The organism is Micrococcus sp. MS-ASIII-49 (assembly GCF_000946635.1).
In the GTDB taxonomy this organism is placed as follows: Bacteria; Actinomycetota; Actinomycetes; order Actinomycetales; family Micrococcaceae; genus Micrococcus; species Micrococcus luteus.
In genome coordinates this window covers 25,450-35,850 of the sequence record NZ_JXSP01000035.1, presented here as the reverse complement: position 1 = coordinate 35,850, position 10,401 = coordinate 25,450, and the positions used below count along the sequence as shown (strand labels likewise).

Annotated in this window: 9 protein-coding genes; 6 read left to right on the top strand and 3 right to left on the bottom strand. The window is 72.7% G+C overall.

From position 1 onward, the window contains the following. Positions 1-16: 16 nt before the first annotated feature. Positions 17-2,611, bottom strand: coding sequence for an ATP-dependent chaperone ClpB (clpB, locus tag SJ20_RS02635; RefSeq protein ID WP_002853975.1), 2,595 nt, complete (start codon positions 2,609-2,611; stop codon positions 17-19). Between the two features lie 151 nt (positions 2,612-2,762). Between clpB and SJ20_RS02630 the strand changes: the two genes are divergently transcribed. After that, a complete protein-coding gene (locus SJ20_RS02630; protein WP_044658855.1) occupies positions 2,763-3,944 on the top strand; it encodes a YihY/virulence factor BrkB family protein in 1,182 nt (393 codons plus the stop codon). A gap of 4 nt (positions 3,945-3,948) precedes the next feature. Here the strand turns inward: SJ20_RS02630 and SJ20_RS02625 are convergent, their stop codons facing one another. Continuing rightward, on the bottom strand, positions 3,949-4,650 hold the full coding sequence (locus tag SJ20_RS02625) for a hypothetical protein (RefSeq protein ID WP_235281233.1): 702 nt from the start codon (positions 4,648-4,650) through the stop codon (positions 3,949-3,951). A gap of 314 nt (positions 4,651-4,964) precedes the next feature. On the opposite strand from SJ20_RS02625, the gene SJ20_RS02620 reads away from it, so the two are divergent. Genes SJ20_RS02620 through SJ20_RS02610 form a run of 3 tightly spaced genes read left to right on the top strand, consistent with a single transcriptional unit; the run spans position 4,965 to position 7,418 of the window. Beyond that, positions 4,965-5,786: an ABC transporter substrate-binding protein gene (locus SJ20_RS02620; protein WP_002853969.1), complete on the top strand. Its 822-nt coding sequence runs from the start codon at positions 4,965-4,967 to the stop codon at positions 5,784-5,786. After that, positions 5,783-6,613, top strand: coding sequence for an amino acid ABC transporter permease (locus SJ20_RS02615; RefSeq protein ID WP_044658854.1), 831 nt, complete (start codon positions 5,783-5,785; stop codon positions 6,611-6,613). The genes SJ20_RS02620 and SJ20_RS02615 overlap by 4 nt, the downstream gene beginning before the upstream one ends. Position 6,614: 1 nt before the next feature. After that, positions 6,615-7,418: an amino acid ABC transporter ATP-binding protein gene (locus tag SJ20_RS02610; RefSeq protein WP_002853962.1), complete on the top strand. Its 804-nt coding sequence runs from the start codon at positions 6,615-6,617 to the stop codon at positions 7,416-7,418. Between the two features lie 89 nt (positions 7,419-7,507). Here SJ20_RS02610 and SJ20_RS02605 read toward each other — a convergent pair whose 3' ends face one another. After that, positions 7,508-8,101 carry a hypothetical protein gene (locus SJ20_RS02605; protein ID WP_002853955.1) on the bottom strand — a complete coding sequence of 198 codons (594 nt, stop codon included), beginning with the start codon at positions 8,099-8,101 and terminating at the stop codon, positions 7,508-7,510. A gap of 200 nt (positions 8,102-8,301) precedes the next feature. Here SJ20_RS02605 and SJ20_RS02600 point away from each other — a divergent pair, with 200 nt between their 5' ends. Both SJ20_RS02600 and SJ20_RS02595 read left to right on the top strand, forming a co-directional pair. Further along, positions 8,302-9,048, top strand: a complete 747-nt coding sequence (locus SJ20_RS02600; protein WP_044658857.1) for a DedA family protein — start codon at positions 8,302-8,304, stop codon at positions 9,046-9,048. Positions 9,049-9,053: 5 nt separating this feature from the next. Further along, positions 9,054-10,388: a hypothetical protein gene (locus tag SJ20_RS02595; RefSeq protein ID WP_044658853.1), complete on the top strand. Its 1,335-nt coding sequence runs from the start codon at positions 9,054-9,056 to the stop codon at positions 10,386-10,388. Positions 10,389-10,401: the final 13 nt, after the last annotated feature.

The window sequence follows — 10,401 nt, the reverse complement described above, 5'->3', positions numbered from 1 at the left end:
GCCGTCGGTCCCGGCGTCAGCCCTTGCGGGTCACGGTGAGGCCGTTCTCGCCCTCGACGCGGTCCACGACCACGGTGTCCCCGTCCGCGATCTCCCCGGCGAGGATGCCGCGGGCCAGGCGGTCGCCGATCTCGCGCTGCACCAGGCGGCGCAGGGGCCGGGCGCCGTAGGCCGGGTCGAACCCGGTCTCGGCGAGCCACGCCTTGGCGGCGTCGGACACCTCGAGGGTGAGGCGGCGGTCCGTCAGGCGCGCCTGCAGGGACTCGACCTGCAGGTCCACGATCCGCGTCAGCTCGTCCACGGTGAGCGCGTCGAACTGCACGATCTCGTCCAGGCGGTTGAGGAACTCGGGCTTGAACGCCGCGCGCACCACGGACATCACGGACTCGCGCTTGGCGGCCTCGTCCAGGGTCGGGTCCACGAGGAACTGCGAGCCCAGGTTCGAGGTGAGGATCAGGATCACGTTGCGGAAGTCCACGGTGCGGCCCTGGCCGTCGGTGAGGCGGCCGTCGTCGAGCACCTGGAGCAGGATGTCGAAGACCTCGGGATGGGCCTTCTCCACCTCGTCCAGCAGCACCACCGAGTAGGGGCGACGCCGCACGGCCTCCGTGAGCTGGCCGCCCTCGTCGTAGCCGACGTAGCCCGGAGGGGCGCCGACCAGGCGGGAGACGGAGTGCTTCTCCGCGTACTCGGACATGTCGATCCGCACCATGGCGCGCTCGTCGTCGAAGAGGAACTCCGCGAGCGCCTTGGCGAGCTCGGTCTTGCCCACGCCCGTGGGGCCCAGGAACAGGAACGAGCCGGTGGGCCGGTTCGGGTCCGCGATGCCGGCCCGCGAGCGGCGCACCGCGTCCGCGACGGCGACGACGGCGTCCCGCTGCCCGATCAGCCGCTCGCCGAGGTGCTCCTCCATGGTGAGCAGCTTCTCGGACTCGGCGGTGAGCATGCGGCCGGCGGGGATGCCGGTCCACGCGGAGACCACCTCGGCGATGTCGTCCGCCGTGACCTCCTCGGAGACCATCGGCTCGGTGGTCGAGCGGTCGGCCTCGCGGGCGGCGCGGTCCGCCTCCTCGAGCTGCTTCTCCAGCGCGGGGATCTCGCCGTACAGCAGGCGGGAGGCCTCGGCGAGGTCGCCGTCGCGCTGGGCCTTCTCGGCCAGCGAGCGCAGCTCGTCCACCTTGGCGCGCAGGTCACCGGCCTCGTTGAGGGTCGCCTTCTCCGCGTCCCAGCGGGCGGTGAGGGCGGTGAGCTCCTCCTCGCGGTCCGCCTTCTCGGCGCGCAGGGCCTCGAGCCGCTCGACGGATGCCGGGTCCGTCTCGCCCTCGAGGGCGAGCTCCTCCATGGTCAGGCGGTCCACCTGGCGGCGCAGGACGTCGATCTCCTCCGGGGCGGAGTCGATCTCCATGCGCAGGCGCGAGGCGGCCTCGTCCACGAGGTCGATGGCCTTGTCGGGCAGCTGGCGGCCGGTGATGTACCGGTGGGACAGCGTGGCCGCGGCCACGAGCGCGGAGTCGGCGATGGCCACCTTGTGGTGGGCCTCGTAGCGCTCCTTGAGCCCGCGCAGGATGGCGATCGTGTCGTCCACGCTGGGCTCGCCCACGTAGACCTGCTGGAAGCGGCGCTCCAGGGCGGGGTCCTTCTCGATGTTCTCGCGGTACTCGTCCAGGGTGGTCGCGCCGATCAGGCGCAGCTCGCCGCGGGCCAGCATGGGCTTGAGCATGTTGCCCGCGTCCATGGCGCCCTCGGACGCGCCCGCGCCCACGACGGTGTGGATCTCGTCGATGAACGTGACGACCTGACCCTCGGCGGCCTTGATCTCCTCGAGCACGGCCTTCAGGCGCTCCTCGAACTCGCCGCGGTACTTGGCGCCGGCGACCATGGCGCCCAGGTCCAGGCTGATCAGCGTCTTGCCGCGCAGGGACTCGGGGACGTCCCCGGCCACCATCCGCTGGGCCAGGCCCTCGACGACGGCGGTCTTGCCGACGCCGGGCTCGCCGATGAGCACGGGGTTGTTCTTGGTGCGGCGCGAGAGCACCTGCACCACGCGGCGGATCTCGGCGTCGCGGCCGATCACCGGGTCGAGCTTGCCGGAGCGGGCGACCTCGGTGAGGTCCGTGCCGTACTTCTCCAGGGACTGGAAGGTGTTCTCCGGGTCCTGGGTGGTGACGCGCGAGTCGCCGCGCACCTGGGTCAGGGCGGCGGCGAGCGCCTCGAGGCTCGCCCCGTTCGAGCGCAGTGCCTCACCGGCATCGCCCGGATCCGCGGCCACGCCGAGCAGCAGGTGCTCGGTGGAGACGAACTGGTCCGAGCGCTGCTCGGCCTGGGTGCGCGCGTTCTGCACGACCTGCAGGGCGGCGCGCGAGAGCTGCGCCTGGGCCACCGTGCTGCCCTGGGTGGAGGGCAGGCGCCGGATGGCCGAGGAGGCCGCCGTGGAGACGGCGTCGGGGTCGGCCCCGGCGGCCTTGAGGACGGCCACGGCGACGGACTCCCGCTGGTCCATCAGGGCCTTCAGCAGGTGGGCCGGCTCGATCTGGGGGTTGCCGGCGGTGGAGGCGTTCATGGCCGCGGCCGAGAGCGCCTCCTGGCTCTTGGTGGTGAACTTGGCATCCATGTGCGCCTCGCTCCTTCTCTCCCCCGTGTCCCGGGGGTGTCGGACAACCGTCGACGGCGGGCCGTTCCCACCGCCGAGACAAAGTTGAGTCTATGTAGCTCAACCCCCCTCGTGCCAGGGCTATTCCCCCGCGCGCCGGTACGTTGGTGCCATGGCCGGCTCCACAGCAGCGCCCCGGCGCCTCCGCACGTACGCCCGACCGCGGGTGTCCCTGCTGTACGTCCTGCGCCGCACCCTGCACCGGCTCTTCGAGCTGCAGGTCTGGGACGTGGCCGCCGCCATGACCTTCTTCGGGGCGCTGTCCCTGCTGCCCACCGTCATCGCCCTGCTCTCCGTGGTCTCGCTGCTGGGCGTCGAGGAGGAGACCGTGGACGCCGCGGCCCACCTGGCCGCCGAGATCTGGCCGTCGCTGACGCCCGACGTCGTCCGCGAGTGGATCCTGACCCTCGGCTCGGCCGGGCCCGGCACCGGCGCCGTCGTCCTGGGGGCCGTCGGCACCGTGGTGTCCGCCTCGGGCGCCGTCGGCGCGTTCCACCGGGCCATGCACCGCATCCACGACACCCGCGAGGGCCGGCCCTTCCTCCACTTCCGCCTCGTGGTCTTCGTCGAGACGCTCGCCCTCATGCTCGGCGCCGTGCTGATCACGATCCTGGTGGTCGTCGGCGGGGACCTCTCCCAGCGCCTCGGCCAGGCCGTCGGCCTGCCGGAGGAGACGGTCCAGACGTGGAACGTGGTGAAGTGGCCGGTCATCCTCGTGGTGATCGCCCTCATCGTGACCCTCGCCTACCGCCTGGGTCCCAACGTCCGGCAGCCCCGTTACCGCCCGCTCTCGCTCGGCGCCGTGGCCGTGGTGGTCCTGCTCTTCGGCGCCACCGTGGCCCTGGGCTGGATCACGGACCGGTTCGGCCAGTTCGCCGTGGTCGGGCGGATCAACTCCGCGATCGGCGTGCTCGCCCTCGCGTGGGTGGCGTGCATCGTGCTGTTGGCCGGGGCCGCCTTCGACGCGGAGGTGCTGCGTGCCCGCCAGCTGGCCGTCGGCATCGACGCCTCCGTCGAGATCCAGCTGGCGACGCGGCACACCGCGGTGCTCGAGGACTCCGAACGGTACGAGGCCCGCAACCGCCGCCTGGCCCGGCTCGTGGCCGACGCCGTACGCGCCGGCGAGAGCCTCACGATCGAGGCCACACCCCTGCTCTCCGAGGAGGGGCGCCTCCTCGCGGTCGAGTCGGGGCAGCGGGGCCCGGAGGACGTCAGCTCGGGCAGCCCGTTCCACGCGGATCCGGTGTCCGACGACGGCGCCCGCCTCGAGCCGACGCCCCGGCCCGACGACTGACGGGTCAGCGCTCCCGCTTCTCGAACGCCTCGACCTGGGCACGCAGCGTCTCGGCCGCGATCTCCTCGTCGAGGCCCACCATGCCGAGGTACACGAGCTCGTCCCCGTCCGTGACGCCTCCGACGGTCATGGTGAACACGGGTGTGTCCATGCCCGAGTTCCCCAGGGAGATGTGGACCGCGTCCGGCACGCCGGGCACCGTCGTGAAGGCCGCCTCGACGCCGTTCGGGTCGCCGAACGTGCCGCACGTGTCGGCCAGCTCGCCGAAGGGCTCCAGCAGATCGGTGCCGTCCTCGGTGACCGCGACCATGCCGAACGCCCCGGCCTGGGAACCGGCCAGGCCGGTGACCGCGGCCGGGTCCACCTCGTATTGGGCCAGCGCACCGCCGAGCCCGGGCGCCTGCTGCGTGTTGATCTGCTCGATGAGGTCCGCGCAGGCGCCCGTGGGGGTGACGCCCGTCAGGCTCAGACTCGTGCTGATCGGCTCACCCCCGCCGCCGACCTGGGTCTCCATGTCCATGAACACGCCGTCGGGCGCGGTCTGAGGCGTGAGCAGGACGTCCTCGAGCGCCTCCACGCGCTCCTCCTGCTCGTCCGTGAGGTCCGAGCCGGCCCCCATCGAGGCGGACTCCGACGCGTCGGCCGACGCGGAGGACGAGGCCTCGCCGCCGCCCCCGGCACAGCCGACGAGCGCGAGGGCGCCCACCGCGAGCAGGGACAGGGCGACGGCGGGGCGAGCGGGGGGCGGCGGGGCGGAGCATGAGAGACCTCTCAGACCGGGTGACGACGATGTGACCAGCCTGACAATCCCCACAGCGCAGGGCCAGCTTTCGCCTGCGGAGGCGGGTCGCGAGAGGGCCACCGGTCGATCGGCTCGCTCCGGGGGACGAGCCGTCTCCCGGCGCCCGCGACGGCGCCCGACCCACTACGATGACCACCAATCACGGTGGAACACGTCACTCTGCCGGCTCCCTCCGACCCGCACGCCCGTCCTCCCGACGGCGGCACAGAAGGCACTCCATGACCCGCATCCACCCCCGCCTCCTCGGCGCCGTGGGGCTCACCGCGTCGGCGGCGCTGCTCACCGGCTGCGCGGTCCTCGGCGGCGACGCCGGATCCGCCGGCATCGTGTCCGACGACGACCTGAGCACCTCGTACGGCCTCGTCCAGCCCGGCGTCCTGACGGTCTGCTCCGACATCCCCTACCCGCCCTTCGAGTTCGAGGAGAAGGGCGAGCTGACCGGCTACGACATCCAGCTGGTCGAGGCGGTGGCGGAGAAGCTGGGTCTCGGGGTGAACGTGATCGACTCCTCGTTCGAGGCCATCGAGTCGGGTGCCTCGCTCACCGGCTGCGACGTGAACGCCTCGTCGATCTCCATCACCGAGGCCCGCCAGCGCGTCATGGCCTTCACCCTCCCCTACCTCGACGACGACCTCGTCCTGGTCGCGAAGAAGGGCTCCGGCATCACCGACGTCGAGTCCGCGAAGGGCCGCCGGATCGGCGTGCAGGCCGCGACCACCGGCGACGAGTACGCCCAGCAGAACGGCCTGAGCCCCGTGCAGTTCGAGGACGGCGGCATGCAGATCCAGGCCATCCAGGCCGGCACCGTGGACGCCGCCCTGGGCAACCAGTCCGTGCTGCTCTACTCGCTCAAGGACGACGATCGCTTCGAGGTGGTCGAGTCGCTGCCCACGGGCGAGCAGCTCGGCATGGCGGTCGGCCCGCAGAAGGCGCAACTCGGCTCCGCCGTGAACCGCGCGCTGCAGGAGCTGCGCAACGACGGCACCGTGGCCGAGCTCCAGGAGCGCTGGTTCGGTCAGGCACAGGAGGACTACCGATGAGCACGCAGGCCCCCGTCTCGCCCGCACCGGCCATGAAGCCCGGCCGTGCGCGCCGCCGTCGCCGGCTGTCCCTGATCATCCAGGCGGCCGTCTTCGTCCTCGCCCTCGTCGTCCTGGCCGTCCTCATCGACTGGGGCACGCTCGCCGAGAACGTCCTGAACTTCCCCGCCGTGGCCCCGATGTTCCCCAACGTGATCCTCGTGGGCCTGGGCAACACGCTGTTCTACACGGTCACCTCGTTCGTCGTCGGCCTGCTGGGCGGCGTCGTGCTCGCGCTCATGCGCCTGAGCTCGTTCGGCCCGTACCGGTGGCTGGCCACCGCCTACGTCGAGTTCTTCCGCGGCGTCCCCGCGCTGCTGGTGTTCCTCGCCTTCGGCTACGGGGTGCCCTTCGCGTTCGGGGTGTCCTGGCCGATCCCCGTCGTCGTGATGGCGGCCCTGGGCATGGTCTCGGCCGCGTACATCGCCGAGACCCTGCGTGCCGGCCTGCAGGCCGTGCCCCGCGGCCAGATGGAGGCGGCCCGGTCCCTCGGCATGCCGACGTGGCGGGCCATGGTCACCATCGTGATCCCCCAGGCGTTCCGCATCGTGCTGCCGCCGCTCACCAACGAGGTCATCCTCCTGACCAAGGACTCCTCGCTGGTCTACGTGCTCGGCCTGGCCGCGCACGAGTACGAGCTCACCAAGTTCGGCCGCGACGGCATCTCCGCCCTCGACGCCGGCATGACGCCGATCCTCGTGGCCGGCCTGTTCTACCTCGTGATCACCGTGCCGCTGTCCCTGCTGGCCCGCCGGTTCGAGGCCCGTTCGACCAAGAAGGGGCACTGAGATGGCCCAGCAGAACCCCATCACCGGATCCTTCGGCGCGGTGGCCGCCGCGGACGCCGCCGGCGTGCACGTGGCCGGCCTCAACAAGTCCTTCGGCGCCAACCACGTGCTGCGCGGCATCGACCTCGACGTCGCCCCCGGCGAGGTCGTGTGCCTGATCGGCCCGTCCGGCTCGGGCAAGTCCACCCTCCTGCGCTGCGTGAACCTGCTGGAGAAGCCCGACTCGGGCGTCGTCACGGTCGGTGAGTTCACGGTCACGGACGAGGACGTGGACCTGGACGTGCTGCGCCGCCACGTGGGCATGGTGTTCCAGCAGTTCAACCTGTTCCCGCACCTGTCCGTGCTGGAGAACTGCACCGTGGCCCAGCTCAAGGTGCTCAAGCGGGGCAAGGCCGAGGCGGCGGACATCGCCCGTCGGCAGCTGGCCCGCGTGGGCCTGGCCGAGCTCGAGGACCGCTACCCGGACCAGCTCTCCGGCGGCCAGCAGCAGCGCGTGGCGATCGCCCGTGCGCTGGCCATGGACCCGCAGCTGATGCTCTTCGACGAGCCCACCTCGGCCCTCGACCCCGAGACCGTCGGCGACGTCCTGGCGATCATGCGCCAGCTGGCCCGCGACGGCATGACCATGCTCGTGGTCACCCACGAGATGGGCTTCGCCCGCGAGGTGGCCGACCGGGTCGTGTTCATGGACGGCGGCGTCGTGGTGGAGGCCGGCCCGGCCGCCGCGGTGATCTCCGACCCCCAGCAGCCGCGCACCCAGGACTTCCTGCGCCGCGTGCTGCACCCCACCGAGATCGACCTCTGAGCCTGCCCGCCCGGTGGGCGGGCACATGCGTGAGGGGCCCCGCCCGGACCATGGTCCGGGCGGGGCCCCTCACGCGTGCGGCGGAGGCGTCAGGCCTTCTTGCGCAGCTTCTTCAGCTCGTCACGGGCCTCGCGCAGCGCGGCGACCTGCTCCTCACGGGCGGCGTGGATCGCGGCGACCTTCTCGTCCTGGGCGTCGCGGATGGCCTGCACCTTGGCGTCGCGGGCGCCCTCGATGCGGGCGGCGCGCTTCTTGGCGGCCTTGCGGCGCTTGCCGGGGCGGTTGGCCACGGAGTCGGCGGTGATGGCCAGGCCGGAGCCGACCAGGAAGATGTCCTTGGCGACGCCGGTGCCCTCCTGGGACGGACGCACGCCGTCGGCCTCGGTCATCTCCGGGGTGTTCAGGTACATGGAGAACAGGCCGCCGGAGAACGCGGTCAGGGCGGAGCCGGCGAGCCAGCCCGGGACGAACGGGGCCAGCAGGGCCGAGCCCACGCCGATCTCGGTGCCCACGAGGAACTTCTTGAACTGCTCCGGCGACAGGTTGGCCAGCGCGGGCAGGCCGCGGGCGCCCATGTCGCGCAGGCCCTGGGCCTGCTCCGCGGAGATGCCGCGCTTGTTCAGGCCGGAGTTCAGGATGAACGCGCCGGAGGCCAGGCGCAGCGGAATCTGGACGATGCTCATGGAGTCTTCCTTCCAGTAGGGCCCGCGGCACGCACGTGGAGTGGGGTGTGGCGCGAACGGTCGGTGAGCGGTCAGCACCTCTGACACTACCAACGGCAGCCCGCTCCCGCCCGCCCGGAGGCGCGACTGTGCGCGCAGAGCGGACGACGTCGGCGCCTCCACCACGTCGCGGAGGCGGTCGATGATGGACAATGGGGCGCATGCTCCCCCTCGTCACACCCCTGACCGTGGCCGCCGCCGCGCCCACCGACTACGGCTGGCTCGGCAACATCGTCGTGGACATCATGGAGGCGGTCGGCCCGATCGGCGTCGGCCTGGCCGTCTTCGCGGAGAACATCTTCCCGCCCATCCCGTCCGAGGTGATCCTGCCCCTGGCCGGCTTCACCGCGGCCGGCGGCGCCTTCAGCCCGCATGCCGCGCTGGTCTGGGCGACGGTCGGCTCGATCGTCGGCGCACTGGCCCTCTACGGCATCGGCGCGTGGCTCGGCCGCCGCCGCATGTACCGCATCGCGGACCGCATGCCGCTGGTGGACATGGAGGACGTGGCCAAGACCGAGCGCTGGTTCATCCGCTACGGCTACTGGACCGTGTTCCTGGGCCGCATGGTCCCCGTGTTCCGCTCCCTGATCTCCATCCCCGCGGGCATCGAGCGGATGAACCTCGCGAAGTTCACCCTGTTCACGGCGCTGGGCTCCCTCATCTGGAACGCGATCTTCGTCTACGGCGGCTACGCGCTCGGGGAGCGGTTCCACGTCATCTCCGAGTACGCGGACGTCTTCTCCAACATCGTCCTGGTCCTGATCCTGGCCTTCCTCGCGACCTGGGTGGTCCTGCGCCTGCGCCGCGACGCCCGCCGCCGGAACGACCCGGACTGGCGCCCGCCGACCGCGGATGAGATGGCCGCCCGCGTCGAGGCCATCCTGGAGTCCTCCGGCCACCGGAAGTGAATCGCATGCGTCCCGTCCTGCCTTCCCCCCGCCGTGGCCGCGCGACCCTCGGCCTGGCCGCCGTCGCCCTGGTGGCGCTGAGCGCCTGTGCTCGCACCGAGCCGCAGCCCGAGCCTGCGCCCGACACGACGGCGGCCTCCGCCCTGCCGTCCATGGACATGGCCCCGTTCACGGTCGAGGTCCCCTCGCACGACCTCGAGCGGGTGCCGGAGGCGAGCGTCGCCGTGCTCGAGGGCGAGGACCCGGACCACCACGGGGCGTGGCTGCAGGTGCCCGGGGCGCCGGCCTGGTCGGAGGCCATGGCCGGGGCCGTGCGCGCCCAGATCGACCAGTACCGCCGGGACACCGACCCCAGCGCGGACCCGCGCCTGGAGATCCAGCCGCAGCTCGCCGTCGTGGCCGAGGACATCGCCGCGGCCCGCCTGCTCGCCACGGAACGGCGCGGCACGGACTCCGTGTCCACCTCGCACGTGATCTGGTACTCGGCCCGCGAGGACCGCGTGCTTGAGACCGCCGATCTCTTCACCCCCGACGGCTGGGACGCGTTCCGCGCCGAGGTGCGCCAGCGCATGGCCAACGACCCGGACGTGATCGGCTCGCGCCTGGACTCGGCGGTCGACGCGCCGGAGCAGGTGGAGAACCGTCGCGTCTGGGACGCGGTGGTCTTCCTCCCGGACGGCAGCCTGTTGCTCGAGGCGGACCAGGCGTCCATGGCGCCGGCCGCCGCGGGTGTGCTGACGGTGCGGATCCCCCGGGACACGGCAGCCCCCTGGCTGTCCGACCTGGGCCACGTCGCCGCGGACGCCGCCTCCGCCCCCGCCGACCTGCGTCTGCCGGACCGCTCCACCCCGACCCCCGAGGAGCAGCAGCCGGAGCCCGCCCCCGAGCCGGAGCCCGAGACGTCCTCGTGGACGGAGGAGGCCACCGGCGCACCCGTGCCGCCCCCGTCCGCGCCCGCCGACACGGCGGCCCCGACGCCCAGCGCGACCATTCCGGTGCCGAGCAGCACGGCCCCGTCCTCCTCGACCCCCGCGCCCACCCGCTCGGCCACGCCGTCCTCCCCGACGTCTCCCCCCACCTCGTCCTCCCCGACGTCTCCCCCCACCTCGTCCTCGCCGTCGGGCACGGGATCCGGCAGTCCGACGCCGAGCACCCCCGACCCGACGCCGACCTCCGCCACGCCGACCCCCACGTCCCCGAGCCCGTCCGGTCCGTCCACGAGCGCGCCGGCCACGGACCCCGCGCCGGACCCGACCGAGTCCGCGCCCGAGCCGACCGCCACGACGGCCTCGGCGCCCGCGTCGCCCACGTCGGGAGACCGCTCCAGCGGCACCCCCTGACCCCGGTGCCGGG